We start from the raw sequence: 25,145 nt of genomic DNA, 5'->3' as shown, positions 1-25,145 counted from the left end.
TCAGGGTTCCCCGAGACCGCGGCCGACCGTGTGCACCGCCCGCTACTCGCCGCGCGACCAGCCCGGGGTCACCAGCGCGCTCTCGTAGGCGATCACCACGAGCTGGGCCCGGTCGCGCACGCCCAGCTTCACCATCGCGCGGCTGACATGCGTCTTGGCCGTGGCCGGACTGAGCACCAGCTCCCGGGCGATCTCCACATTGGACAGCCCGCAGCCGACCAGTGCCAGGACCTCGCGCTCGCGGTCGGTCAGCCCGTTCAGGCGCGTGTGCGGGGCCGGGGAACCTGCCGGTCGCCGCGCGAAGTCGGCGATCAGCCGCCGGGTGACACCGGGGGAGAGCAGCGCCTCGCCCCCGTGCACCACCCGCACCGCCTGCAGCAGGTCGCGCGGTTCGGTGTCCTTGACCAGGAAGCCGCTGGCACCGCCGCGCAGCGCCTCGAAGATGTACTCGTCCAGATCGAACGTGGTGAGGATGACGACCCGCGTCCGCCTCAGCGCTGGGTCGGCGACAATACGTCCGGTGGCGTCCAGCCCGTCCACACCCGGCATCCGGATGTCCATGAGCACCACGTCCGGGCGCTCGGCACGCGCCAGCCGGACCGCCTGCGCACCGTCAGCGGCCTCCGCCACCACCTCGATGTCGGGTTCGCTGTCGAGCAGGGCGCGAAACCCTGCCCGCACCAGCGCCTGGTCGTCGGCGAGCAGCACCCGGATCACCCTGGTTCTCCCTGTCCTCTCGCGGGGCCGCCGTCCACCGGAAGCCTCACCCGCACCCGGAATCCTCCCCCCTCCACGGGTCCGGCGTCCACCGTTCCGCCGATCAGCGCCGCCCGCTCACCCATGCCGGTGATGCCGTTGCCCGGAACGGGCGGTCCCACGGTCCCGCGGCCGTCGTCGGTGACCTCCACGAGCAGCTCCGAGCGCCCGTAGTCGATTCGCGCCCACGCCCGGTCCGCGCCCGAGTGCCGAACCACGTTGGTCAGTGCCTCCTGCACGGCTCGATAGGCCACCCCTTCGACTCCCCCCGCCAACCGCCTCTGCTGACCGGTGACCCGCAGCTCCACCGCCACCCCGGCCCCGCGCGCCCTCCACCAGGTCCGGGACCCCGTCCAGACCCGGGACCGGCGCGCGGGGCGCGGACTCCTCCACCGCGCGCAGCACCCCCAGCATGGCTCTGAGCTCGGTCAGAGTGTCCTTGCTGGTCTGCTTGATGGTGGACAGCGCCTCGGCGGCCCGCTCCGGCTGGGACTCCATCAGGTACAGTGCCGTCCCGGCCTGGACGTTGATCAGCGAGATGTTGTGCGCGACGGTGTCGTGCACGTCGCGCGCCAGCCGCAGCCGTTCGTCGGAGGCCCTGCGCAGCAGCTCCTCCTCTCGGGTCCGGGCACTCTCCTCCTCCCGCTCCCGGTCCGCCCGCCGGTAGACGTCGCGCCACCGGAGGATCTCGGCCACGCAGATCAGCACGATGATCCAGGCCAGTGCGGCCATGGAGTCGGCGCGCAGTCCGCCGCCGGCCAGCAGCCCGTACACGTTGAGCAGGACGAACAGTCCGGGTCCCAGAAGCCACCCGAAGATGCGGTATCCCCGACGCACCAGGGTGTAGAGCATCACGAGCGCGCTCAGCATCACCACCCCGTCGGGGAAGGCCAGCGGGTAGTAGACGGTGGCGGCGGCCACCGCGACCAGCGCGACCACGCGCGGGAAGGCGGTCCGCCACAGGACCGGCAGGCAGGCGGCCAGGATGAGCGCGTACCCCCCGGGCCAGGCGGGCCTGTCCTGCGGGAGCGGGTCGAACACCTCGATCAGCGCGGTGCTGCCCGCGGACAGCAACAGCAGGCCCAGGGCGAGCCGGAGGTCGACGCGGGTGGGACGAGGGACACGCGAGAGTAGTGCTGCCACGAGCCCGACACTACGGCTGCCGCGTCCGGGAGGGCGTCCCCCTCGGGGCGACGCTTCGGGGTCGGCGCTACGCCCCGGGGAGTAGCGGCCCCCAGGGGGACACCGGGCACGCTAGAAGATGTCGGTCGGCGGCGCTGGTGAGTCCTCGGCGTCCGAGTCGTGCACGGGGGAGTGGCCGGAGACGAACCGGTCCAGGTCCTCGCCCGCCACCAACCGCGCCATCTCCGGGTCTCGGTGCGCCAACCGCCCCAGCTCCTCCTCGGGCAGCGGCCGGTGCCCCGCCACCAGCACCAGGTTGCCGAACCGGCGGCCGCGCAGGATCCCCGGCTCCGCGGTCATCACCACGTGCGGCAGTACCGAACGCACCGTGGCCACCTGGGCGCGCGTGTGCCTCAGGGCGTATCCGTCCCCGACGTTGACCACGAGGAAGCCGCCCGGCCGCAGCACTCGCGCGGCCTCGGCGTAGAACTCCGCCGAGGTCAGTCGGGCCGGGGTCCGCGCCCCCGCGAAGACGTCGGACACGATCAGGTCAGCGCTGGACTCGTGCCGAGCCGTGATCCACTCCCGCGCGTCCCCGATCCCCACCCTCAGCTGCGCCCTGCGGTCCCACGGCAGCCGCCGCCGGACCGTCTCCACCAGTGCCGCGTCCACGTCCACCGCCCGCTGGCGCGAACCCGGGCGGCTGTGCGCCACGTACCGGGCCACCGTCAGCGCACCGGCGCCCAGGTGCATCGCCTCGACCGGCTCGCCCTCCGGCGCCACCAGGTCGGCCGCGTGCGCGATCCGCCGCACGTACGAGAAGTCCAGGTAACCGGGGTCGGACAGGTCCACATGGGACTGCGGGGTGCCCTCGACCAGGAGGAACCACGAGTTCGGCCGATCCGCGTCCGCGAGCAGGTCGACCCCGGGCACGGCCGAGACCTCCTCCTGCGCCTCGACCCTGTCACGCACACGTCTGCCCATGCCCCCGCCTCACTCCCGGAAAATCCCTCCAACGTTAGGCGCTGCTGGCGCCAGTCGGAAACGGGCGCGCGAACGCCCTCCCGGGAGCGCTAGCCTGGGTTTCCCCGCATCCATCTACATCTATCCACGCGCCCCCCCGGGGCGCGATCACCGAGGAGTGGCCGTGCTACTGCGGATGTCGAACCTGTTCCTGCGCACCCTGCGTGAGGACCCGGCGGACGCCGAGGTGCCGAGCCACAAGCTGCTCGTCCGCGCCGGGTACGTCCGCCGCGCCGCCCCCGGCATCTACACCTGGCTGCCCCTGGGCAAGATGGTCCTGGAGAACGTCGCCCGCGTGGTGCGCGAGGAGATGAACGCCATGGGCGGCCAGGAGGTCCTCCTGCCCGCGCTGCTGCCCAAGGAGTACTACGAGGCCTCCGGCCGCTGGGAGGAGTACGGCGACACCCTCTTCCGCCTCAAGGACCGCAAGGGCGCCGACTACCTGCTCGGCCCCACCCACGAGGAGCTCTTCACCCTCCTGGTCAAGGGCGAGTACTCCTCCTACAAGGACTTCCCGGTCGTGCTCTACCAGATCCAGGAGAAGTTCCGCGACGAGGCCCGCCCCCGCGCCGGAGTGCTCCGCGGCCGCGAGTTCCACATGAAGGACTCCTACTCCTTCGACATCGACGACGAGGGCCTCCAGGAGTCCTACGACAGGCACCGGGCCGCCTACATCCGGATCTTCGACCGGCTGGGCCTGGAGTACGTCATCGTCTCCGCCACCTCCGGCGCCATGGGCGGTTCGGCCTCCGAGGAGTTCCTGGCCGTCGCCGCCACCGGTGAGGACACCTTCGTGCGCAGCACGGAGTCCGACTACGCCGCCAACGTCGAGGCCGTGCGGACCCCGGCCCCCGCCGAGCTGCCGGTCGAGGGACTGCCCGAGGCGCAGGTGCACCACACCCCGGACACCGCCACCATCCAGACCCTGGTTGACTTCCTGAACAACACGGTTCTGAACGACGCCGGGCCGGGCCGTGACGCTTTCACCGAGGCCGACACCCTCAAGAACGTACTGGTCAAGACCCGCGCCCCGGGCAGCGAGGACTGGGAGCTCCTGGCCATCGGCGTGCCTGGGGACCGCGAGGTCGACTTCAAGCGCCTCGAAGCCGCCCTGGAGCCCACCGAGGTCGCCCTCCTGGAGGAGGCCGACTTCGCCGCCAACCCCTTCCTCGCCAAGGGCTACATCGGCCCCAAGGCCCTGCTGGACAACAAGGTCCGCTACCTCGTCGACCCGCGCGTGGTCACCGGCACCGCCTGGGTGACCGGCGCCGACAAGACCGACCACCACGTCATCGGCCTCGTGGCCGGACGCGACTTCACCCCGGACGGCACCATCGACGTCGCCGAGGTGCGCGACGGCGACGCCTCGCCCGACGGCCGGGGCACCCTGTACACCGCGCGCGGCATCGAGATCGGGCACATCTTCCAGCTCGGCCGCAAGTACGCGGACGCCTTCAAGCTGGACGCCCTCGGCCCGGACGGCAAGCCCAAGCGCGTCACCATGGGCTCGTACGGCATCGGCGTCTCCCGCGCCGTCGCCTCGGTCGTGGAGCAGTCGCACGACGACAAGGGCATCATCTGGCCGCGCGAGATCTCGCCCGCCGACGTGCACGTGGTCGGCACCGGCAAGGGCGGCGAGGTCGAGGAGGCCCTGCGTATCGGCGGCGAGCTGGAGGCCCGAGGCCTGCGCGTGCTGGTCGACGACCGCAAGGCGGCCCCCGGCGTGAAGTTCAACGACGCCGAGCTGCTGGGCATCCCCACCGTGGTCATCGTCGGCCGCGGTCTCAAGGAGGGCCTGGTCGAGCTGCGCGACCGCCGCTCCGGTGAGCGCTCCGACGTCCCGGTCGGGGAGATCGTCGACCGCACCGTCACCGCCTGCAGCGAGTAGCGATGAGAGAGTAGACACAGCGAAGGAGCGGCGGCTCGGGACCCGGACCGCCGCTCCTTTCGCGTTCGGGGTCAGGCCTGGTCGAACCCCGGCAGGGAGTCCAGCTCGGCGCCCCACGCCAGCGCCCGTACCGTCGCCTCCTGGAGGATCCGCGCCGCCGTGATCCGCAGGTCCGTGTCGGCCGAGGCGCTCAGCCACAGACAGGCGCTCATCGTCGTCTCCTCCAACCCCGCGGCGAAGGCGTCCACGTCGTCACCGCCGCGCCCCTCCGGCAGCGGGTAGGAGGCCAGCGCGGGCGGGGGATCGACGCCCCGTTCCACCGCGGCCGCGTGCAGGGCGTCCCGCAGGGCCTTGTGCTCGTAGGCCGCCGCCGAGGCGCGCTCCCGCGGGGTCTGGTCACCGGCGGCACCGCCGACGAACTCGAACCCGTACACGGCGGCGTGCTCGGCGCTCAGGGCCTCCGCCAGCGCCGCCGCCGTGGGGTCCTGGCCCTCCGCGGGCGTGGGGCTCCGGGTCACCTGACTACCTGCCTTCACGTACTTGGGTGGTTCGGTCGCGGGGTGCTGCGCCGGCGCTCGGCGCCGGCGCTCGGCGCTGGGGCTCAGGCCCGGGCGAGCAGGTACGCGTGTCCGGCCTCGCACGCGCCGATCCCGCTGATCAACTGGGCCAGACCCGGGTCGGCGACCGCCGCCGCCTGGTCGAGCCTGGCGCCGGTGGCCGCGGCGGCCAGCACCCGCAGCCCCGCCACGTCGAGTACGGCGTCCAACGCCGGGTCCTCCTGCGGTGCCACCGGTTCGCCGCCCTCGACGTCATCAGGGTCCGCGTCGTGCGTGCCCACCTCCTCCGGGAGCGCGTCGAGCAGCGCGTCCAGATGGGTCACGTGGTGCTCCAGCAGCTGTTCCAGGAGTTCGGCGGGGCCGGTGCCCTGTTCCAGCGCGGCCTCGTAGCGCACCACCATCCGCTTCTTCTCGCGGATGAGCGAGCGCAGCACGGACACGTCCGGGGTCACGTCGAAGGGGTACCAGTCGACCGTGCCGCAACCGCCCGCTCCGACAGCGACACCCGTCACAGCCACACCCGTCACCGTCAGGCCCAGCACCGTGCGGCGGCTGACATCCCCCTGGCCCACGCGCCCTCCTCCCGTGCCCCGCGGCTCGGCGCGGTGTCGACAGGACCGCCGTCAGCGGCGGTCAGACCCCATCTTTCCACGGGCGGCGGTGGGCCCGGGCCGCACCGGCACCCCCTGCCAGGACGGTGATCCAGCCATGCGGCGGACCGAGCGCGACGCGCCCCGCCCGCGCGGACCGACCTGGGGGACGCTCAGGTGTGGATACCCTTGCACCACAACCGCCGTCGCACGCGACGCGCGGCGCTCGTGTGTCTCTACGGCACAGCGTCTCCAAGACGCCGTGCCCTCAGGGCACAGAGCGAATTCGCCGCAGACTACGTACAGAGCTGGACCGCCCCGTTCAACGGCACACGGCCGAGCGGGCGGGATTTCGCCGTTTGAGGGGCTAACACGCATGGGAGCGCAGGCGCGCAACGAGCGCATCGCCGAGCTGCTGGAGCCGGTACTGGCCGAGGCCGGACTGGACCTGGAGGCTGTCGAGCTGACACCCGCGGGCAAGCGGCGGGTGCTGCGCGTGGTCGTGGACTCCGACAACGGGGTCGACCTGGACACCGTCGGAGAGATCAGCCAGGCCGTCAACGACAGCCTGGACTCCTCCGACGTCATGGGCGAACAGCCCTACGTCCTCGAGGTCACCTCCCCCGGAGTGGATCGTCCGCTGACCCTGCCTCGCCACTGGAGGCGCTCCCAGGGCCGACTGGTGAAGGTCTCCCTCGTCGAGGGCGGTGACCTCACCGGTCGCGTCACCGAGTCCGACGACCAGGGCGTGACCCTGGACGTCAAGGGACGGCCCCGAACCCTGGCCTACGACTCGATCGCCAAGGCCAAGGTCCAGGTGGAATTCCGTCGCGCCGACGACGCCGACGCGGCGGACTAGAGGGGGAGCCCCGTGGATATTGACATGAGCGTCCTGCGCAGCCTTGAGCGCGAGAAGGACATCGCCGTCGAGCTGGTCGCCAAGGCCATCGAGGACGCGCTGCTGATCGCCTACCACCGCGAAGAGGGCCCCGACAAGAAGGCGCGCGTGGAGCTGAACCGCTCCACCGGCCACGTGATCGTCTGGGTCTCGGAGACCGACGAGGAGGGCGAGATCGTCGGCGAGTTCGACGGCACGCCCACCGGCTTCGGCCGCATCGCGACCTCCACCGCCAAGCAGGTCATCCTCCAGCGTCTGCGCGACGCCGAGGACGAGCTGACCCTGGGCGAGTTCGCCGGTCGCGAGCACGACATCGTCTCCGGCATCATCCAGCAGGGCAAGGACCCGCGGAACGTGCTGGTCGACCTCGGCAAGCTCGAGGCGATCCTGCCCCCGCAGGAGCAGGTTCCCACCGAGACCTACACCCACGGCGAGCGCCTGCGCGCCTACGTGGTGCAGGTCCGCAAGGGCCACCGCGGTCCCTCGGTGACCCTCTCGCGCACCCACCCCAACCTGGTGCGCAAGCTCTTCGAGCTGGAGGTCCCCGAGATCGCCGACAACACCGTCGACATCGCGGCGATCGCCCGTGAGGCCGGCCACCGCACCAAGATGGCGGTCCGTTCCAACCGCGGCGGCGTCAACGCCAAGGGTGCCTGCATCGGCCCGCTGGGCAGCCGCGTCCGCAACGTCATGGCCGAACTCCACGGAGAGAAGATCGACATCGTCGACTACTCCGAGGACCCCGCCGTGTTCGTCGCCAACGCGCTGTCCCCGGCCCGGGTCAACTCCGTGGAAATCCTTGACATGGCCGCCCGGGTCGCGCGCGTGGTCGTGCCCGACTACCAGCAGTCGCTGGCGATCGGTAAGGAGGGCCAGAACGCCCGCCTCGCCGCGCGCCTCACCGGTTGGCGCATCGACATCCGCTCCGACGCCGAGCCCGCGCAGGCCTCCGAGGAGGGCGCCGAGGGCACCGTTCAGGGGGATGACGACGCCCCCTCGGCCGGTTAATCGGGTCGCGGGCATGCCCCGACGCGATAAGGTGGCCGGAGACGGTCCTGACCGTCCCGTGCGAACGTGCGTGGGGTGCCGGTCTCGGACAGTCCAGTCCGACCTCGTGCGGCTGGTGGCCGTGGGCATGGTCATCACGCCCGACACCCGAGGTCGACGCCCGGGGCGCGGCGCCTATCTGCACCACGACCGGCGATGCCTTGAGCTCGCCGAACGCCGCAGAGCGTGGCCACGCGCCTTCCGGAGCCGGAACGGTGGAGGCGGCACCGGGTGGGACGTCTCACTCGTGACGTCCCTACTAGGTGACGCCCCGCGTGACTGAGCGCTTCGTCGTTCCGGATAGGGTTGGAATGTCTGGGCTGGCCTAAAGGTTGTAGAGACCGAGGTCGGCGTGCAGTGCTGTGTCGGCACGTAAGGGCTGGCCCATTGTTGTGTAGCGATGAGGAAGCAGGTCGAGATTGCGATGAGCGCCTGATGAGTACGCAGCGATGAGTAACTCGAGCTAACGACGGTCCGGCACAAGCCCATGTCCCGGACCGAAGCTGAAGGAGAAGTGTGGCGAAGGTCCGGGTGTACGAACTCGCCAAGGAGTTCGGTGTGGAGAGCAAGGCCGTGCTGGCCAAGCTCAATGAGATGGGTGAATTCGTCCGTTCGGCGTCCTCGACGATAGAGGCCCCCGTCGTGCGACGCCTGCAAGAAGCTTTCAACAACGGTTCCGACGGCAACGGCAAGAAGGGCGGCTCGGCTCCCAAGCCCGGCCCCGCCCCCAAGCCTGCCGCGCAGACCTCGGCGCGCCCCGCGGCTCCCAAGCCGGGGCCCGCCCCCAAGCCGGGCCCGAAGCCGGGCCCCAAGCCCGCGGCGGCCCCGCGGGCCGAGAAGCCCGCGGTTCCGGCTGACAAGCCCGCCCCGCCGGTCGAGAAGCCCGCGGTTCCGCACTTCGAGCAGGCTGCCGAGCAGCCCACCGCCTCCAAGCCCGGCCCCAAGCCGGCGCCGAAGGCGGGTCGAGGCGACGCCCCGCGTCCCGGTGCTCCCAAGCCCGGTGGTGCGGCCGGCGGTCGCGGCGAGCGTCCCCAGCGCGGTGACCGTCCGGAGCGTTCCGGCGGTCGCGAGGGTGGTCGTGACGGCGGTCGTGGCCAGCGTCCGGGCGGTCCCCGTCCGGGCCCGCGTCCGGGCAACAACCCGTTCGCGTCCAACGCTTCCGGCATGGGCTCCAAGCCGGCGGCTCCGCGTCCCGGCGGCGGTGCCCCGCGTCCGGGCCCCCGTCCCGGTGGCCCGCAGGGTGGCGGCGACCGCGACCAGCGCGCCCCCCGTCCCGGCGGTGGCGCTCCGCGTCCCGGCGGTGCCGGCGGCCCGCGTCCGGGTCCCCGTCCCGGTGGCCCGCAGCAGGGTGACCAGCGCGCCCCCCGTCCCGGTGGTGCCGCAGGCGCCCCGCGTCCCGGCGGCGGTGCTCCGCGTCCGGGTGGCGGCGGTGGCGCTCCGCGTCCCGGCGGTGCCGGCGGCCCGCGTCCCAGCCCGATGAACATGCCCTCGTCCCGTCCTGCCTCGCCTGCTGGCGGCGGCCGTGGTGGCGGCGGTGGCGGTCGTCCCGGTGGCGGCGGTGGCCGCGGCCGCGGTGGCGCTCCCGCTGGTGCGGGTCCGCGTCCCGGCGGTGGCGGCGGCGGTCGTCCCGGCGGTTTCGGTGGTCGTCCCGGTGGCGGCGGCCGTGGCCGCGGTGGCGGAACGGCCGGTGCGTTCGGTCGTCCGGGCGGTCGTCCCGGTCGCGCCCGCAAGTCCAAGAAGCAGCGGCGTGCGGAGTTCCACGAGCTCTCGGCCCCGTCCTTCGGCGGCGTCAAGATCCCGAGCGGCAACAACCAGGTCATCCGTCTGTCGCGCGGCGCCTCGCTGTCGGACTTCGGTGACAAGATCGACGTCAACCCGGCGTCGCTCGTCCAGGTCATGATGCACCTGGGTGAGATGGTCACCGCGACCCAGTCGCTGCCCGACGAGACGCTGCAGCTGCTCGGCGAGGAACTCAGCTACCGGATCGAGGTCGTCAGTCCCGAGGACGAGGACCGCGAGCTGCTCGAGTCCTTCTCCATCGAGTTCGGCGAGAACGAGGGCGGCGACGCCGACCTGCGTCCGCGCCCGCCGGTGGTCACCGTCATGGGTCACGTCGACCACGGTAAGACCCGACTGCTGGACACCATCCGCAAGACCAACGTCGTGGGCGGCGAGGCCGGCGGAATCACCCAGCACATCGGTGCCTACCAGGTCGCGACCGAGGTGGACGGCGAAGAGCGCAAGATCACCTTCATCGACACCCCCGGTCACGAGGCGTTCACCGCCATGCGTGCCCGTGGTGCGAAGGTCACCGACGTCGCGGTTCTGGTCGTGGCGGCCGACGACGGCGTCAAGCCGCAGACGGCCGAGGCCATCGACCACGCCAAGGCGGCCGAGGTGCCGATCGTGGTCGCGGTCAACAAGATCGACGTCGAAGGCGCCGACCCGCAGCGGGTACGCGCCCAGATGACCGAGTACGGCCTCGTGGCCGAGGAGTACGGCGGCGACGTCCAGTTCGTGGACATCTCCGCGCTCAAGGGCGACAACATCGACGCCCTGCTCGAGTCGATCGTGCTCACGTCCGACGCGGCCCTGGACCTGCAGGCCAACCCGGACATGGACGCTCAGGGTCTGGCGATCGAGGCCTACCTGGACCGCGGTCGCGGTTCCATGGCCACGGTGCTGGTCCAGCGCGGCACGCTCAACGTCGGTGACTCCATCGTCTGCGGCGACGCCTACGGCCGCGTTCGCGCCATGCTCGACGAGCACGGCGCGAACGTCCAGTCGGCTGAGCCGTCCCGTCCGGTCCAGGTCCTGGGTCTGACCAACGTGCCCAGCGCCGGTGACAGCTTCCTGGTCGTCAAGGACGACCGCGTGGCCCGTCAGATCGCCCAGCAGCGTGAGGCGCGCGAGCGCTTCGCCCAGCAGGCGAAGTCGGCCCGCCGCGTCACCCTCGACACCTGGAAGGACCACCTGAAGGAGGGCGAGCGCTCCGAGCTGCTCCTCCTCATCAAGGGTGACATGTCCGGTTCGGTCGAGGCGCTCGAGGAGTCGCTGCTCAAGATCGACGCCGGTGGCGACGAGGTCGCCATCCGGATCATCGGTCGCGGCGTCGGTGCGATCACGCAGAACGACATCAACCTGGCGTCGTCCGCGGACGCGATCATCGTCGGCTTCAACGTTCGGCCCGAGGGCAAGAACAGCCAGCTGGCGGACCGCATGGGCGTCGACATCCGCTACTACTCGGTCATCTACCAGGCCATCGACGAGGTCGAAGCCGCGGTCAAGGGTCTCCTCAAGCCCATCTACGAGGAAGTCCAGCTCGGCAGCGCCGAGGTCCGCGAGGTCTTCAAGGTGCCCAAGATCGGCAACATCGCCGGTTCCATCGTCCGCGACGGGATCATCCGCCGCAACACCAAGGCACGTCTCATCCGCGAGGGCAAGGTCATCTCGGCCAACCTCAACGTCGAGTCGCTGCGTCGGTTCAAGGACGACGCCACCGAGGTCCGCGAGGGCTTCGAGTGCGGTATCGGTGTCGGTTACAACGACATCCGGGTCGAGGACGTCATCGAGACCTACGAGATGCAGGAGAAGCCCCGCGACTAGTCGCGAGGACTGATCCACCTGGGGCCCCGGACCGCTGTGTCCGGGGCCCCGCCTTTGACGGCTCACACAACACCACAGGTGATCATTCTTGTACGTTGGAGCGCTGACCTTGGACGTTCTCCTCGGAGACGTCCACTCGCTCAAACAGAAGCGTTCGATGGTGCGGCCCGTCGTCGCCGAACTGCGCCGGAAGTTCTCGGTGTCGGTCTCGGAGGTCGGCGATCACGACCTCTACCGTCGGGCCAAGATCGGTGTCGCGGTGGTCGCGCCGACCGCCGCCCACGCACGGGACCAGATGGACACCTGCGAGCGTTTCGTCGCGGGCCGTCCCGAACTGGAGCTGCTCTCCGCCAGGCAGCGGCTCTTCAACGAAGAGGAAGACTGACGATGGTTGACGCCGCACGCGCGCGTAAGATCGCCGACCGTATCCAGCGCATCGTCGCCGAGATGCTGGACCGGCGAATCAAGGACCCGCGCCTGGGATTCGTCACCGTGACCGACGCCCGGATCACCGCGGACCTGCGGGACGCCACGGTGTACTACACGGTGTTCGGCACCCCCGAGGAGAAGGCGGCCAGCGCCGCCGCCCTGGAGAGCGCCAAGGGCGTGATCCGCAGTGAGGTCGGTCGCCAGACCGGCATCCGCCACACGCCCAGCCTGACCTTCGTCATCGACGAGGTGCAGGAGAACGCCCAGCACATCGAGAAGCTGCTGGTCGAGGCGCGCAAGTCCGACGAGGAGGTGGCCCAGAAGGCCACCAGCGCCAAGCACGCGGGTGAAGCCGACCCGTACAAGGCGCCTCGTGAGGACGAGGAAGAAGACGAGTAACCATCCCCGGGGCGGCGGCAGCGACCGCCGCCCCAGCCCTTTTCCCACGCTTTCCCGGAGGAACCCCATGGCCGACAGCGGTGTCGTGGTCGTCGACAAGCCCGCCGACTGGACGTCCCACGACGTGGTCGCCAAGACCCGCGGCCTGGCGCGCACCCGCCGCGTGGGCCACGCGGGCACCCTGGACCCGATGGCCACCGGGGTCCTGGTCCTGGGTATCGAGAAGGGCACCAAGCTGCTCGGCCACCTGACCCTGACCGAGAAGACCTACGAAGCCACGATCCGGCTGGGCCTGGTCACCAACACCGACGACGCCGAGGGTGAGCCCGGCGCCCGCGTGGACGCCTCCGCCGTCACCGACGCCGACGTGCACGCCGCGGTCGCGAAGCTCACCGGCCCCATCCAGCAGGTCCCGCCGCAGGTCAGCGCGATCAAGGTGGACGGCAAGCGCGCCTACAAGTCGGCCCGCGAGGGCAAGGAGGTCGCGCTCAAGGCCCGCACGGTCACCATCTCCCAGTTCGACGTCACCGCCATCCGCCGCACCCCGGACGCCGAGGGCGCCTTCGTGGACGTCGACGCGGTCATCACCGGTTCCAGCGGCACCTACATCCGCTCCCTGGCCCGCGACATGGGCGCCGACCTGTCGGTGGGCGGCCACCTCACCGCCCTGCGCCGCACCCGCGTGGGCCCCTACGACCTCTCCCAGGCCCGCACCCTGGACCAGCTCGCCGAGGAGTTCACCCAGGTCCCCCTGGCCCAAGCCGTGGCCGCCGCCTTCCCGGTGCGCACCATGGACGAGGCCGAGACCCGCGCCATCCGCCACGGCAACCGCATCAGTGAGAGCTCTTTGGGGGAGGGTACCGTCGGCCTGTTCGCCCCGGACGGAACGGTCATCGCCCTGGGCGAGAACCGCCCGGGCCACATGAAGCCGGTCGTGGTCTTCAGCCCTGCTTAGCGCAACCCGGTCTCGATCCAGCACCGCGTGAGGGCGGCCGGTTTAGCACCCTCCTCAGTAGCGGCATCGCGTACCCGATCCATCAGTTCCTTGGGCAAACTGAGCTCGGAGACGATCATGACCCGGCCCGTTGGCGGGTGTTGTTCCAGATCGGCGGTCCCTATCTCCTCGCTGATGTCCTGGTTGCCGTGGTACTCGGCCAGCCTTTCGAGTTTCTTCTCATCCACCATTGGCCACGGCTCCGCTTGGACGTGCGCTGTTCGGGTCGGCCTCAGATCTTGATGATGGTGGCCTTGTTGCCGCAGAGCATCCGCAGGTCGTCCGGGTCAGATGTGAGGATCGTGACCGGTCCGGGAGACGCGAGCGCCGTGGCACACAGCATTGCGTCGATAGCGTGCCGGTGGCCGTGCAAATTCGCAGCGCTCAGCAACCGAGCGGCCTCTTTGGCAATGTGCTCGGTCACCGGTTCGATCGTCAACCGGGAGAGCTGCCATTCCAGGGCCGCGCGGTTGATGCGCGGGTGAATGACTTCCACGAGCGTCGCGGAGCTCGTGATCACGCGGCTGTCATCGGCTTGGGCGAGGACGAACCAGCGTGTGATATTCCGGTCCTGGAGGACGGCTCTGGCCAGCCCTTCGCTGTCTAGGACCAGTGTGCCGTTCGGGCGCTGGAGGTCCGGGCTCATCTACTCCACTGCTCCAGGTGTGCCCTGCTCTTCGCGAGCACGGTTCAGTTCATCGCGAGTTTGCTGTATTTCCTCGTCAGTGATGGGGCCGTGGTGGGATTCCAATGCTTCGATGAGGTCGTTGAGATTATCTCGCTCGAGCTGCCTGGCCACAGCGGCGGCGACATAGGAGGAGAGGCCAGAGGGGCCGCTTCTGGAGCGTGCTTGCTCGGCGATGTCTCTGGGCATGGTGATGGAGTACTTCTGTGTAAGACTGCTCATGACACCTATGCTACCAACTATGCCCCTCTGGTGTGGGTCCAATGTTGAGGAACTCGACCAAGGCCGCCGTCAGCTCTCCCGGGCGCTCCACCGAGGGCAGGTGGCCGGTGTCCGGCAGTTCCAGGAGGCGGGCGCCCTCGATGCCCGCCTGGTAGAGGTCGGCGACGTCCTGGACTTGGGGGAGCTCGGACAAGCCCTTGACGACCAGGGCGGGCACGCTGATCTCGTGCAGGCGGTCCACCGCCGGGCGCTCGGGCCACTGGGTGTGGTTGGCCGGGCTCGACCAGCGGCGGGCGTACATCTCGCGCAGCATCAGCAGCGACAGGTCCCAGGCCTCGACGGGCATCTCGTCGGGGGAGCGGCCCGGGCCCAGGACCATGAACCTCGCCTGGGCGTCGGCCATCGCCGCCACGTCTGCCGATTCCGGTTCGGCGTTGCCCTCCTGGTACGCCGCCAGCCGCTCGTGCGGTACCGCCGCCAGGGCCATCTGTCGGCCGGTCCGCACGAAGGCCTCCGGCCACACGTGCCCCGACATGCCCGGGCAGACCAGCGCCAGCGCGTTCACCCGCTCCGGGGCCGCCAGCGCCGCGTCGACCGCGTAGGCGCCCCCGTAGGACGCGCCGATCAGCGTGGCCTCCGGGATCTCCAGCGCGTCCATCAGCGCCAACAGGTCCTCGTGGTGCCGGACCGGGCCCTCGTGGTCGGCCGAACCCCCGTAACCGCGCCAGTCGTAGCGCACCACCCGGTGGTCCTTGGCCAGCTCCGCGAACTGGTGGTCCCACATCCGCCGGTCGGCCACCCCCGCGTGCACGAGCACGATCGCGGGCCCGGTCCCGGCCTCGTCATAGGCCAAACGCGTCGTACCGGTGTCGATCATCGCCATCCGGGCACGGTAAACCGCGTGCCCGGGTCGTGCCAACCCTTCTTTGCCCACGGCAGGGAGCCGACCGTGCGGGAAGCGGAGTGTGCCGGGCCACACCGGCCGCGTGTCGGAAGCGGGAGCGCCGACATGGCACGCTTGTCTCAGGAACAACCAGACCACTTCACAGCAAGGGGACCGAACGTGCGGCGATGGGACGGGCTGGAGGACATTCCCTCCGACTGGGGGCGGTCCGTGGTGGCGATCGGCGTCTTCGACGGGGTGCACCGCGGCCACCAGGCGATCCTGGAGTCCGCGCGCGCCCACGGGCGCGAACTCGGCCTCCCCGTGGTCGTGGTCACCTTCGACCCGCATCCCCAGAAGGTGCTGCGCGGGTTCACCCCGCCGGTCCTGACCCCCGTCGAGCACCGCGTCGGGCTCATGGAGTCCCTCGGGGCCGACGCCGTGTGCGTTCTGCCCTTCAGCGGAGAACTGTCCTCGCTCAGCGCCGAGGAGTTCGTCCAGCGCGTGCTGGTCGACCGGCTCCACGCCGCGGCCGTGGTGGTCGGCGAGGACTTCCGCTTCGGCCACCGCGCGGCCGGGAACGTGGCCGTTCTGGCCGACCTGGGGGAGAAGTACGACTTCACCGCCGACGGCGCCCGCCTGGTCGCCGAGGGCGACACCATCACCTCCACCCGGATCCGCGGCCTCCTGGACGAGGGCGACGTGGTCGCGGCGGCCGAGCTCCTGGGCCGTCCGCACCGCGTGTCCGGCGAGATCGTGCACGGCGCCGCCCGCGGTCGCGAACTGCTGGGCTTCCCCACCGCCAACGCCGACCTCCCCGCGGACACCGCCGTGCCCGGTGACGGCGTCTACGCCGGGTGGCTGAGCCGCCTGGAGCCCGTCGAGGGGCAGGAGTCCCGCTGGCCCGCGGCGATCTCGGTCGGTACCAACCCCACCTTCGACGGCGCCGAGCGCACGGTGGAGGCCTACGCGCTCGACCGCGACGACCTGGAGTTGTACGGCCTGCGCATGGCCGTCGACTTCACCGCGCGGATCCGCGGTCAGGAGCGCTTCGACGACATCGAGGAACTCATCGTGGCGATGCGCCGCGACGTCGACCGCTGCCGCGAGGTCCTGGGCGTGGCCTGATCGGGCGCGGCCTGATTCCGCGTCCGGCTGTGTCTTCCACGACCCGTGACCAGGACGCTTCACCACGTGGTTTGCGGTAGGGTGGATCCGTCCACGTGTGCCCGCGGTGAGTCACGCCCTTCTCGGGGCGCGGATTCGGCGGGAGCGCGGTGCACCCACGCCATCGGCGGCGGGCCGCGCGCACCACACGCGACGGTGACTGTTCGTACGCGCGGTCACCGCGCCTGAACCCTGTCAAGTACCGGGGTTCGCCCTGCGTACCGACTCTTGAAACAGAAGGAGCGTTGTGTCGATCGACACCGCCACCAAGGAAAAGATCATCGCCGAGTACGCCACCGCTGAGGGCGACACCGGCTCCCCCGAGGTCCAGGTCGCGCTGCTCACGCACCGCATCACCGAGCTCACCGAGCACCTCAAGGACCACAAGCACGACCACCACAGCCGTCGTGGCCTGCTCCTGATGGTCGGCCGCCGCCGCCGTCTGCTCAAGTACATCGCCAAGCAGGACATCACCCGCTACCGCTCGCTGATCGAGCGTCTGGGCCTGCGCCGCTAGGTTGACTCGGAGGGAGTGGCTTCGGCCGCTCCCTCTTTGTTAGTAAGGTGTAACCAGAGTGGCCTCCGACACCGGAAGCCACTCGCACGCCACCGCGCCGCCACCCCGGTACCAGGGGTCGGTCCTCGGTAGTGGTCTCCGGACACCACCCGTCACGGGTGTGCCGTGGGCTTCGATCGATGACCGGCCGTCATCACCTCCGGGGCACGTCGCGGAAATGTACATCGCTGTGCCGGGAGCCTGTCGGGCTCCGGCGCGGCGGACCGCAACATGTAGTAGGAGGTCGCCCATGGAGGGCGTTTACTCGGCCGAAGCCGTCATCGACAACGGCAAGTTCGGCACCCGTACCATCCGCTTCGAGACCGGCCGCCTGGCCCGTCAGGCCGCCGGTTCGGCCACGGTCTACCTGGACGACGAGACCGTCGTCCTGTCGGCGACCACCGCCTCGAAGCGCCCCAAGGAGAACCTCGACTTCTTCCCCCTGACGGTGGACGTCGAGGAGCGGATGTACGCCGCCGGCCGCATCCCCGGCTCGTTCTTCCGGCGTGAGGGCCGTCCTTCCGAGGACGCCATCCTCACCTGCCGTCTGATCGACCGCCCGCTGCGCCCCTCCTTCAGGAAGGGCCTGCGCAACGAGATCCAGATCGTCGAGACGATCCTGGCCCTGCACCCCGAGCACCTGTACGACGTCGTCGCGATCAACGCGGCCTCGATGTCCACGCAGATCTCCGGGATCCCCTTCTCCGGCCCGATCGGCGGCGTGCGCGTCGCCCTGATCGACGGCCAGTGGGTGGGCTTCCCCACCCACGCCGAGCTCGAGGGCGCCACCTTCGACATGGTCGTCGCCGGCCGTGTCCTGGAGGACGGCGACGTCGCGATCATGATGGTCGAGGCGGAGTCCACCACCCAGACCCTGAAGCTGGTCGCCGAGGGCGCCGTCGGCCCCAACGAGCAGACCGTCGCCGAGGGCCTGGAGGCGGCCAAGCCCTTCATCAAGGTGCTGTGCAAGGCCCAGCAGGCCGTCGCCGACCAGAGCAGCCGTGAGCAGACCGAGTTCCCGATCTTCCTCGACTACGAGGACGACGCCTACGCCGCCGTCGAGGCGGCCGTGCGCGAGGAGCTCTCCAAGGCGCTCACCATCGCGGACAAGCAGGACCGCGAGAACGAGCTGGACAAGATCAAGTCCTCCGCCGCCGAGAAGCTGGCCGAGGACTTCGAGGGCCGTGAGAAGGAGGTCAGCGCCGCCTTCCGCAGCCTGAGCAAGCAGCTCATGCGCGAGCGCGTCCTGCGCGACCAGGTCCGCATCGACGGCCGCGGCCCCAAGGACATCCGTCAGCTGAGCGCCGAGGTCGGCATCCTGCCGCGGGTGCACGGTTCGGCCCTCTTCGAGCGTGGCGAGACCCAGATCATGGGCGTCACCACGCTGAACATGCTGCGCATGGAGCAGATGGTTGACACGCTCAACCCTGACAAGACCAAGCGCTACATGCACAACTACAACTTCCCGCCCTACTCCACCGGTGAGACCGGTCGGGTGGGCTCGCCCAAGCGGCGCGAGATCGGGCACGGCGCGCTGGCCGAGCGGGCCCTGCTGCCGGTTCTGCCCGCCCGCGAGGAGTTCCCGTACGCCATCCGTCAGGTCTCCGAGGCCCTCGGGTCCAACGGCTCCACCTCGATGGGCTCGGTCTGCGCCTCCACCATGTCCCTGATGGCGGCCGGTGTGCCGCTCAAGGAGATGGTCTCCGGTATCGCCATGGGTCTGATCAGCGAGGGCGACCAGTTCGTCACGCTGACCGACATCCTCGGTGCCGAGGACGCCTTCGGCGACATGGACTTCAAGGTCGCCGGTACCCGTGAGCTCATCACGGCCCTGCAGCTGGACACCAAGCTCGACGGCATCCCCGCCGAGCAGCTGGCCCTGGCCCTGCAGCAGGCCCGCGGCGCCCGTCTGGCCATCCTCGACGTCATGCAGGAGGCCATCGAGCGTCCGGCCGAGATGAGCCCGAACGCTCCGCGCATCCTCACCGTCAAGGTGCCCGTCGAGAAGATCGGCGAGGTCATCGGCCCCAAGGGCAAGATGATCAACTCGATCCAGGACGACACCGGCGCGGACATCTCGATCGAGGACGACGGCACCATCTACATCGGTGCCACCGACGGCCCCTCCGCGGAGGCCGCCCGGGACACGATCAACCAGATCGCGAACCCGACCATGCCCGAGGTGGGCGACCGCTACCTGGGCACCGTCGTCAAGACGACCGCCTTCGGCGCGTTCGTCTCGCTGCTGCCCGGCAAGGACGGTCTGCTGCACATCTCGCAGATCCGCAAGCTGCACGGCGGCCAGCGCATCGAGAACCTCGACGACGTGATCAGCATCGGCGAGAAGATCCAGGTCGAGATCCGCGAGATCGACGACCGCGGGAAGCTCTCCCTGGTCCCGGTCGAGGTCGTCGAGTCCGAGAACGCCAAGTCGGACAAGGCCGACAGCGCCGAGGGTTCGGAGGAGGACTCCGACAAGGATGACGACAAGGGCGAAGGCGCCCCGCGCCGCCGTCGGCGTCGCAGCTCCGGCGGGCGTTCCGAGAACACCTGATCCTGAGTCCGTCTGACCCGGGGCGGTCGCGTCTTCACGACGCGGCCGCCCCGCCGTCGTCCCACACGTATGCTCTGCTGAATGCCCCGACGCGAAGAAGAAGGATCCATGAGTTCTGTCCCCATCGCCGCAGAGCAGGAGCCGGGCACGACCGTGACGCTGCTGGAGCCCGACGGCGGCTCCGGACTGGTGCGTCGGACGGTACTGCCCGGCGGCCTGCGCGTGGTCACCGAGAACATCCCCGGCGGCCGGTCCGCGGCCTTCGGGATCTCCGCGACCACCGGCTCCCGTGACGAGGACTCCGCGCACGCGGGGTCGGCGCACTTCCTGGAGCACCTGCTCTTCAAGGGGACCGGGACCCGCTCGGCGCTGGAGATCTCCGCGCTGCTGGACGGTGTGGGCGCCGACCACAACGCCTACACCACCAAGGAGCACACCTGCTACTACGCGAAGGTCCTGGACCGGGACCTTCCGCTCGCGGTGGACGTGGTCGGTGACATGGTGGCCAACTCCGTCCTGGACGAGGACGAGGTGGAGACCGAGCGCGGCGTGATCCTCGAGGAGATCGCCATGTACGAGGACGAGCCCGCCGACCTGGTGGACGACGTCTTCGCCGAGCACTTCTTCGGTGACACCCCGCTGGGCCGCCCGATCCTGGGCACCGCCGACACCATCAAGGCGCTGGCCCGCGAACGCATCGCCGAGCAGTACCGGGACGCCTACGTGCCCTCGGAGCTCATCGTCACCGCCGCGGGCAGCCTGGAGCACGACACGGTGGTCGAGCAGGTCCAGGCCATGTTCGCCGACCGCCTGGCCGCCGCCGGTGACGCCCGTCCGTCCCGCCCGCGCATCGCGGGGAAGCCGGTCCGCACCTTCGGCGGCACGGTGGTGCAGCCGCGTGAGACCGAGCAGGCCCACATCATCCTGGGTTCGGAGGGGCTGACCCGTACCGATCCGCGCTGGTACGCCCTGCGCCTGCTCAGCGCCGCTCTGGGCGGTGGCATGTCCTCCCGCCTGTTCCAGGAGGTGCGCGAGAAGCGCGGCCTGGCCTACGCGGTGCACGCCTACCACACGGCGTACGCCGACACCGGCACCTTCCAGATCTACGCGGGCTGTCTGCCGGAGAAGGCCGACGAGGTCATCGGGGTCTGCCGCGACGAGCTGGCCAAGGTCGCCGCCTCCGGCATCACCGCCGAGGAGCTGACCCGCGCCAAGGGCCAGATCCAGGGCGCCATGGTGCTGGGCAGCGAGGGCACCAACGCCCGTATGGGGCGCCTGCTCTCGCACGAGCTCACCCGGCCGCGCCACTCCTCCATCGACGAGGACCTGGCGAAGTACGACGCGCTCACCCGGGATGACGTGGCCGCGGTCGCCGCCGAGCTGCTGGCCCGTCCGCGGGCGCTGGCCGTGATCGGCCCCTACGAGGCCGACCGCGTCTTCTAGCCCTCACACGCGAACGACCCCCGCCGGGCACGCTCCCGGCGGGGGTCGTTGGGTTCCTGGGGCCTGCCCGGATCAGGTGCGCTTGCGCCGTGAGATGTTGATCCGCTTGGGGACGCGCTGGTTGGCCGCCCCGTGGACGACCACCTCCAACAGGCCCTCGCCGTAGCTGGCCTCCACATCCTTCTCGCCCACCCCGTCGGGAAGGCTGATCTCCCGGCGGAAGGTGCCCATGAACCGCTCCGAGGAGTAGTAGACGACGTCGTCCTCGTCGCGCCGCCGCTCCCCGCTGATGGTCAGGATGCCGTGGTTGAGGCTGACCGACACGTCCTCCTCGTACACGCCGGGGACCTCGCACCTGATCACCAGGTCGCGGCCGCGGGCGAGGATGTCCGTGGGCGGGCTCCAGGCGTCGGCGAAGCCGCGTTCGCGCTCACCGGCCTGGCTCGTCTCGATCGAGGACATGGTGTCGGAGATGCGGTTCATCTCCGTGATCATGTCGACGACCCCGTGGAAGGGGTTGCTGAACCTCTTGGGTGTCATGTGCCCTCTGCCTCCTCTGGAGTGCCTTCTTCACCCTTACGGCCCACCCTGATGTTCCCAGAAGGGGCGGCTGGCGGTCGATCCTCCGCCCGGACCCTCTTCGGCGCGCCGGGCTTCGGTTCGCTCGCGAGCGCCTTGAACAGACCCCACAGCATGAAGATCAGGATCACCGCGAAGGGCAGGCCGGTGACCACCGACGCCGCTTGGAGGGCGTCGAGTGCCAGTGCGCCGCCCAGGACGAGCAGGATGAGCGTCACGGCGCCCTCGCTGACCGCCCAGAAGCCGCGCTGGAGCCGGTAGGCCTTCGTGCTGCCGCCGTTGGTGAGCATGTCGACCACCAGGGAACCGGAGTCCGAGGAGGTGACGAAGAAGATCGTCACGACGAGGATCAGCAGCAGGGAGGCCACGAGCGCGACCACCGGTGCCAGCGGGAGCGCCTCCATCAGGTGGAAGGCGGCGTCGGCCTCGTTGCCGTCCTGGAAGCCGCCGTCACCGAACAGTTCGTAGTACAGGCCCGAGCCGCCGAAGACGCCGAACCACAGGACCGACACGACGACCGGCGCGAACAGTGCGCCGAGGACGAACTCCCGGATGGTGCGGCCGTAGGAGATCCGGGCCAGGAAGATGCCGACGAACGGGGCCCAGGAGATCCACCAGCCCCAGTAGAAGACGCTCCACCCCGTGGTGAAGCCCGCCGCCTGCTCGTCGGCCAGCGGGCTCGGGAAGGACAGGCTCCACGGAACGAGGCTTTCCAGGTACTCACCGGCGCCCGAGGTCATTCCGCTGATTATCCACAGCTTGGGCCCGGCGACGAAGACGAAGGCCAGGAGCAGGAAGGCCAGCCACAAGTTGATGACCGAGAGCCTGCGCAGACCCTTGTCGATCCCCGACAGGACGCTGAACAGCGCGATGGCGGTGATGACGATGATGATGAGTGACTGTGTCAGCCCGTTGTCCGGGATTCCGAACACCCGGCTGAGGCCGCTGCTGATCTGCAGGGTGCCCAGCCCCAGGGAGGTCGCCAGGCCGAAGATGGTCCCGAACACCGCGAGGACGTCGACGATGTTGCCGGGCCAGCCGAAGGCGCGTTGGCCCAGCAGCGGGTAGAGGGCCGAGGCGGGCCGCAGTGGCAGGCCCTTACGGTAGGCGAAGTAGCCCAGGGACAGTCCCACCGCGATGTAGATCGCCCAGGGGTGGAAGCTCCAGTGGAAGAAGCTCGAGGCCAGCGAGCTGCTGGCGGCCTCGGGCTGGAGGAGCGCGTCGACCTCCTCACCGTCCTCGTCTTCGATGACGATGGGTGTGAGCCCGGCTTCCTCGGCCGCCTCGAGCTGTTCCTCCCCGGCCTGGCCCTGCTCCACGACGATGGGCGCCTGCGTGGCGTCACGCGGGTCGTGCAGGTGGTTGACCGGCTCGGCCACGCCCCAGAAGACCAGGCCGATACCCATACCGGTGGTGAAGAGCATCGCGAACCAGGCCATGGTGCTGAACTCGGGCCGGGAGTCGTCCGGCCCCAGCCGGACCTTCCCGAACCTGCTGAGCATCAGGAAGATCGCTGCGCCGAGGAAGAAGGTGGTCGCCAGGACGTAGAACCAGCCGAGCGTCGAGCCGATCCAGTCGCGGGTGCTCTGTGCCGCTTGGAGCAGCGGGTCCGTGTAGGCGATGCCCAGGACCACGAAGGCGATGATGACCGCTCCGGAGGTGATGAACACCGGAGGGTTGGTTCGTTCTTGGATGAATGCGCGCAGGGTTGAGATGGTTGCTCCTTCCCATCCCCGTCACGGAGAGTTTCGGGCGGGGGTCGGGCGCCGGTTCCTGCCACCGGCCACGGATGGGTCCCGTGGGATGGTAGAGGCTTTCGTCCCTGGTAGTAAAGCAACCGTCACAATGCGGAGAGTTTCCGGCAGAGTGTGACATGTCGTATGACGGGTTCACGCTCCGGAGCGGAGGGCCCGAACGCGGGGCGCGGGGCGGGTCAGGTCTTGGGCTCGATGAGTGAGTCCAGGGTCGATCCGGCCCGGTCCAGCCAGTCCACGATGACCCTTAGCTCTTCCAGCGTGTAGCCGGAGTGCAGATCGATCATCGCCTGCCGCATGCCCGGAGCTCTGGGGCCGATCCTGTCCTCCGACCCCTCGACCAGCCGTACTGCGACCTTGCGCCTGTCCAGCGGGTGCGGTGTTCGTTCGACCAGGCCGTGCGCCTCCATCCGATCCACCACGCCGGTCACCGACCCCGTGGACAGGCAGAGACTGTCCGCTATTTCGCCGGGTGTCATGGTTCCGCTGGCTCGGAGAAGCATGTAGCACTGGAAGTCGGTCGGGTTCATGCCCGTGCGGTCCGCCATCCGGTGCAGGAGGCGTACGAGGCGCACGGCCAGCTGCTGACCGTCTTGCTGGAGCGCCGTGTAGAGCTCCTCGCGGGGCCTGCGGTCGACCTCGTCAACGGCCCCGCTCTCCGTGGTCCCAGCGTTGGGCGCGCTCGTCATTGGTCTCCCTCGCCGCTTCGTGCACGGTCCCTCCGTCGTTCCTGTTGATCTTAGGCCTCATCCCAGGTGTCGCTTGGCCTCGAGACCGCATCGCATGAAATAGTTAGATATACAAGATACTCTGAAAATAAGACATTCTATGACTTTTGGGCCCTGCCGGGGGAGTCGACGCCTTGCTTTCAGCGCACCTGCACGAGACAACGCTTCCAGCAGACCTGGACGGTGTCCGGTCGCTTGTGGGAGACCTGCTGTCCGAGTACCTCGAAGGCCGCGTCAACGCCGCTGACAAGGTGGACGAGGACTTCGCGGCCGACCTCGCGGTCAGGCTCGCGTCCTTCACCCTGGACGGCGGCAAGAGGCTGCGCTCGGTGCTGGCGTGGTGGGGCTGGCTGGCAGGGGGCGGCGCAGTGCGCGGAGCCGGTGCCCGAGCCGCGCTGAGCGCCTGTTCGGCCATCGAGGTCCTCCAGTCGTTCGCCCTCGCCCACGACGACGTCATGGACGCCGCGCCCATGCGCCGCGGTGAGCCCTCCTTCCACGCCGCCCACACCGCGGAGCACCGCGCGCGCCGGTACTCCGGGGACGCGCGCCGCTACGGGGAGGCCATGGCGATCCTGGTCGGCGACCTCGCCATGGCCTGGGCCGATGACCTGCTCCACGAGTCGTTGGAGAGCCTGCCCACCCGGAGCGCCGCGCACACGGTGTGGCGGGAGATGCGCACTGAGGTCATGGCCGGGCAGTTCCTCGACCTGCGCGCACAGGCTCGCGGTGAGCGGTCCGAGCTCAGCGCACTGCACGCCGACCGCCTCAAGACCGCTACCTACACGGTCGAACGGCCGCTTCACCTGGGCGCGGCCATGGCCGACGCGCCAGCGCGGACACTGGCGGCCCTGCGCGGCTACGGCGCGGACGTGGGGGTGGCCTTCCAACTGCGGGACGACCTGCTGGACCTCTACGGCGATCCCGCCCGAACGGGTAAGGACCCCGGGGAGGACCTTCGTGAGGGCAAGAACACCTTTCTGCTGGCCGCCGGACTCCGGTTGGCCCGGGAGCAGGGCGACACCGAGGCACTGCGGACGCTGTGCCTGATAGGAGGACCGTCCGAACACGTGGACATCGAAGGCGCAGCGCGCGCGCTCGAACGGGTGGGCGCCCGAAGCCTGGTCCAGCGGCGCTGCCGGGAACTGGCCGAACGCGGCCTCGGGCGGCTCGCCCCACTCGATCTCGACCCCGCGGTCGGTGAGGGCCTACGGTCCTTCGCCCAGACGGCCGCCCAGTCCTGAACACCGGATACATGACATTCCCGG

General features: G+C 70.0%; 24 protein-coding genes and 1 pseudogene. 13 read left to right on the top strand and 12 right to left on the bottom strand.

Annotated elements, in window-relative coordinates:
• Window positions 1-42: 42 nt before the first annotated feature.
• From HNR07_RS17660 to HNR07_RS17650, 3 genes and pseudogenes are all read right to left on the bottom strand, one after another.
• Complete coding sequence (locus HNR07_RS17660; RefSeq protein ID WP_184365931.1) at window positions 43-717, bottom strand: response regulator; 675 nt, start codon at window positions 715-717, stop codon at window positions 43-45.
• Window positions 714-1,899: pseudogene (locus HNR07_RS17655) on the bottom strand (sensor histidine kinase). The gene HNR07_RS17660 and the pseudogene HNR07_RS17655 overlap by 4 nt, the downstream one beginning before the upstream one ends.
• 111 nt (window positions 1,900-2,010) lie before the next feature.
• Window positions 2,011-2,862, bottom strand: a complete 852-nt coding sequence (locus HNR07_RS17650; RefSeq protein ID WP_184365930.1) for a spermidine synthase — start codon at window positions 2,860-2,862, stop codon at window positions 2,011-2,013.
• A gap of 175 nt (window positions 2,863-3,037) precedes the next feature.
• Between HNR07_RS17650 and HNR07_RS17645 the strand changes: the two genes are divergently transcribed.
• Window positions 3,038-4,789 carry a proline--tRNA ligase gene (locus HNR07_RS17645; protein ID WP_184372219.1) on the top strand — a complete coding sequence of 584 codons (1,752 nt, stop codon included), beginning with the start codon at window positions 3,038-3,040 and terminating at the stop codon, window positions 4,787-4,789.
• Between the two features lie 71 nt (window positions 4,790-4,860).
• Here HNR07_RS17645 and HNR07_RS17640 read toward each other — a convergent pair whose 3' ends face one another.
• A complete protein-coding gene (locus HNR07_RS17640; protein ID WP_184365929.1) occupies window positions 4,861-5,307 on the bottom strand; it encodes a ferritin-like domain-containing protein in 447 nt (148 codons plus the stop codon).
• A gap of 83 nt (window positions 5,308-5,390) precedes the next feature.
• On the bottom strand, window positions 5,391-5,918 hold the full coding sequence (locus tag HNR07_RS17635; protein WP_184365928.1) for a ferritin family protein: 528 nt from the start codon (window positions 5,916-5,918) through the stop codon (window positions 5,391-5,393).
• Window positions 5,919-6,312: 394 nt separating this feature from the next.
• Here HNR07_RS17635 and rimP point away from each other — a divergent pair, with 394 nt between their 5' ends.
• The 7 genes from rimP to truB all read left to right on the top strand — a co-directional run bounded on the left by rimP (window position 6,313) and on the right by truB (window position 13,270).
• Window positions 6,313-6,795 carry a ribosome maturation factor RimP gene (rimP, locus tag HNR07_RS17630; RefSeq protein WP_184365927.1) on the top strand — a complete coding sequence of 161 codons (483 nt, stop codon included), beginning with the start codon at window positions 6,313-6,315 and terminating at the stop codon, window positions 6,793-6,795.
• A gap of 24 nt (window positions 6,796-6,819) precedes the next feature.
• A complete protein-coding gene (gene nusA, locus HNR07_RS17625; RefSeq protein ID WP_184372216.1) occupies window positions 6,820-7,842 on the top strand; it encodes a transcription termination factor NusA in 1,023 nt (340 codons plus the stop codon).
• Entirely contained in the window at window positions 7,817-8,164 is a 348-nt protein-coding gene (locus HNR07_RS17620) for a YlxR family protein (protein ID WP_312893869.1), read from the top strand. Before nusA ends, HNR07_RS17620 begins: the two co-directional genes overlap by 26 nt.
• A 233-nt stretch (window positions 8,165-8,397) precedes the next feature.
• Window positions 8,398-11,487 carry a translation initiation factor IF-2 gene (gene infB, locus HNR07_RS17615; protein WP_184365925.1) on the top strand — a complete coding sequence of 1,030 codons (3,090 nt, stop codon included), beginning with the start codon at window positions 8,398-8,400 and terminating at the stop codon, window positions 11,485-11,487.
• 88 nt (window positions 11,488-11,575) lie between these two features.
• Complete coding sequence (locus HNR07_RS17610) at window positions 11,576-11,872, top strand: DUF503 domain-containing protein (protein ID WP_026116717.1); 297 nt, start codon at window positions 11,576-11,578, stop codon at window positions 11,870-11,872.
• Window positions 11,873-11,874: 2 nt separating this feature from the next.
• Window positions 11,875-12,315, top strand: coding sequence for a 30S ribosome-binding factor RbfA (gene rbfA / locus HNR07_RS17605; protein ID WP_184365924.1), 441 nt, complete (start codon window positions 11,875-11,877; stop codon window positions 12,313-12,315).
• 67 nt (window positions 12,316-12,382) lie between these two features.
• On the top strand, window positions 12,383-13,270 hold the full coding sequence (truB, locus tag HNR07_RS17600; protein ID WP_184365923.1) for a tRNA pseudouridine(55) synthase TruB: 888 nt from the start codon (window positions 12,383-12,385) through the stop codon (window positions 13,268-13,270).
• Here truB and HNR07_RS17595 read toward each other — a convergent pair.
• The 4 genes from HNR07_RS17595 to HNR07_RS17580 are packed head-to-tail and all read right to left on the bottom strand — an operon-like array spanning window position 13,267 to window position 15,099.
• Complete coding sequence (locus HNR07_RS17595) at window positions 13,267-13,500, bottom strand: hypothetical protein (protein ID WP_184365922.1); 234 nt, start codon at window positions 13,498-13,500, stop codon at window positions 13,267-13,269. The genes truB and HNR07_RS17595 overlap by 4 nt on opposite strands.
• A 41-nt stretch (window positions 13,501-13,541) precedes the next feature.
• Complete coding sequence (locus tag HNR07_RS17590) at window positions 13,542-13,955, bottom strand: type II toxin-antitoxin system VapC family toxin (RefSeq protein WP_184365921.1); 414 nt, start codon at window positions 13,953-13,955, stop codon at window positions 13,542-13,544.
• Window positions 13,956-14,216: a CopG family transcriptional regulator gene (locus HNR07_RS17585; protein WP_184365920.1), complete on the bottom strand. Its 261-nt coding sequence runs from the start codon at window positions 14,214-14,216 to the stop codon at window positions 13,956-13,958. It abuts the gene before it with no gap.
• 10 nt (window positions 14,217-14,226) lie between these two features.
• A complete protein-coding gene (locus HNR07_RS17580) occupies window positions 14,227-15,099 on the bottom strand; it encodes an alpha/beta fold hydrolase (RefSeq protein WP_184365919.1) in 873 nt (290 codons plus the stop codon).
• A 180-nt stretch (window positions 15,100-15,279) separates the two neighbouring features.
• On the opposite strand from HNR07_RS17580, the gene HNR07_RS17575 reads away from it, so the two are divergent.
• The 4 genes from HNR07_RS17575 (at window position 15,280) to HNR07_RS17560 (ending at window position 20,819) form a co-directional block, all read left to right on the top strand.
• Window positions 15,280-16,227, top strand: coding sequence for a bifunctional riboflavin kinase/FAD synthetase (locus HNR07_RS17575; RefSeq protein WP_184365918.1), 948 nt, complete (start codon window positions 15,280-15,282; stop codon window positions 16,225-16,227).
• 286 nt (window positions 16,228-16,513) lie between these two features.
• Window positions 16,514-16,783: a 30S ribosomal protein S15 gene (rpsO, locus tag HNR07_RS17570; RefSeq protein ID WP_184365917.1), complete on the top strand. Its 270-nt coding sequence runs from the start codon at window positions 16,514-16,516 to the stop codon at window positions 16,781-16,783.
• Window positions 16,784-17,072: 289 nt separating this feature from the next.
• A complete protein-coding gene (locus HNR07_RS17565; RefSeq protein ID WP_184365916.1) occupies window positions 17,073-19,376 on the top strand; it encodes a polyribonucleotide nucleotidyltransferase in 2,304 nt (767 codons plus the stop codon).
• Window positions 19,377-19,484: 108 nt separating this feature from the next.
• Entirely contained in the window at window positions 19,485-20,819 is a 1,335-nt protein-coding gene (locus HNR07_RS17560; RefSeq protein ID WP_184365915.1) for a M16 family metallopeptidase, read from the top strand.
• A 72-nt stretch (window positions 20,820-20,891) separates the two neighbouring features.
• On the opposite strand, the gene HNR07_RS17555 is transcribed toward HNR07_RS17560, so the two are convergent.
• The 3 genes from HNR07_RS17555 to HNR07_RS17545 form a co-directional block, all read right to left on the bottom strand.
• Window positions 20,892-21,359, bottom strand: coding sequence for an Hsp20/alpha crystallin family protein (locus tag HNR07_RS17555; RefSeq protein WP_184365914.1), 468 nt, complete (start codon window positions 21,357-21,359; stop codon window positions 20,892-20,894).
• Complete coding sequence (locus tag HNR07_RS17550) at window positions 21,356-23,068, bottom strand: BCCT family transporter (protein WP_184365913.1); 1,713 nt, start codon at window positions 23,066-23,068, stop codon at window positions 21,356-21,358. Before HNR07_RS17550 ends, HNR07_RS17555 begins: the two co-directional genes overlap by 4 nt.
• A gap of 263 nt (window positions 23,069-23,331) precedes the next feature.
• Window positions 23,332-23,841: a MarR family winged helix-turn-helix transcriptional regulator gene (locus HNR07_RS17545; RefSeq protein WP_184365912.1), complete on the bottom strand. Its 510-nt coding sequence runs from the start codon at window positions 23,839-23,841 to the stop codon at window positions 23,332-23,334.
• 173 nt (window positions 23,842-24,014) lie between these two features.
• On the opposite strand from HNR07_RS17545, the gene HNR07_RS17540 reads away from it, so the two are divergent.
• Window positions 24,015-25,121: a polyprenyl synthetase family protein gene (locus tag HNR07_RS17540; RefSeq protein WP_246420374.1), complete on the top strand. Its 1,107-nt coding sequence runs from the start codon at window positions 24,015-24,017 to the stop codon at window positions 25,119-25,121.
• The last annotated feature ends 24 nt before the right edge of the window (window positions 25,122-25,145 follow it).

The sequence above is a fragment of the Nocardiopsis metallicus genome, assembly GCF_014201115.1.
GTDB lineage: Bacteria > Actinomycetota > Actinomycetes > Streptosporangiales > Streptosporangiaceae > Nocardiopsis > Nocardiopsis metallicus.
The sequence above is the reverse complement of the archived record's forward strand: the minus strand, read 5'-3'. Positions and strand labels throughout refer to the sequence as shown.

What these genes read in the sequence shown, in the direction of transcription:
- HNR07_RS17650 (WP_184365930.1), bottom strand. Translation starts at nt 2,862, where the DNA reads ATGGGCAGACGTGTGCGTGACAGGGTCGAGGCGCAGGAGGAGGTCTCG.
- HNR07_RS17645 (WP_184372219.1), top strand. Translation starts at nt 3,038, where the DNA reads ATGTCGAACCTGTTCCTGCGCACCCTGCGTGAGGACCCGGCGGACGCC.
- rimP (WP_184365927.1), top strand. Translation starts at nt 6,313, where the DNA reads ATGGGAGCGCAGGCGCGCAACGAGCGCATCGCCGAGCTGCTGGAGCCG.
- nusA (WP_184372216.1), top strand. Translation starts at nt 6,820, where the DNA reads ATGAGCGTCCTGCGCAGCCTTGAGCGCGAGAAGGACATCGCCGTCGAG.
- HNR07_RS17620 (WP_312893869.1), top strand. Translation starts at nt 7,817, where the DNA reads ATGACGACGCCCCCTCGGCCGGTTAATCGGGTCGCGGGCATGCCCCGA.
- rbfA (WP_184365924.1), top strand. Translation starts at nt 11,875, where the DNA reads ATGGTTGACGCCGCACGCGCGCGTAAGATCGCCGACCGTATCCAGCGC.
- truB (WP_184365923.1), top strand. Translation starts at nt 12,383, where the DNA reads ATGGCCGACAGCGGTGTCGTGGTCGTCGACAAGCCCGCCGACTGGACG.
- HNR07_RS17595 (WP_184365922.1), bottom strand. Translation starts at nt 13,500, where the DNA reads ATGGTGGATGAGAAGAAACTCGAAAGGCTGGCCGAGTACCACGGCAAC.
- HNR07_RS17590 (WP_184365921.1), bottom strand. Translation starts at nt 13,955, where the DNA reads ATGAGCCCGGACCTCCAGCGCCCGAACGGCACACTGGTCCTAGACAGC.
- HNR07_RS17585 (WP_184365920.1), bottom strand. Translation starts at nt 14,216, where the DNA reads ATGAGCAGTCTTACACAGAAGTACTCCATCACCATGCCCAGAGACATC.
- HNR07_RS17580 (WP_184365919.1), bottom strand. Translation starts at nt 15,099, where the DNA reads ATGGCGATGATCGACACCGGTACGACGCGTTTGGCCTATGACGAGGCC.
- HNR07_RS17565 (WP_184365916.1), top strand. Translation starts at nt 17,073, where the DNA reads ATGGAGGGCGTTTACTCGGCCGAAGCCGTCATCGACAACGGCAAGTTC.
- HNR07_RS17560 (WP_184365915.1), top strand. Translation starts at nt 19,485, where the DNA reads ATGAGTTCTGTCCCCATCGCCGCAGAGCAGGAGCCGGGCACGACCGTG.
- HNR07_RS17555 (WP_184365914.1), bottom strand. Translation starts at nt 21,359, where the DNA reads ATGACACCCAAGAGGTTCAGCAACCCCTTCCACGGGGTCGTCGACATG.
- HNR07_RS17545 (WP_184365912.1), bottom strand. Translation starts at nt 23,841, where the DNA reads ATGACGAGCGCGCCCAACGCTGGGACCACGGAGAGCGGGGCCGTTGAC.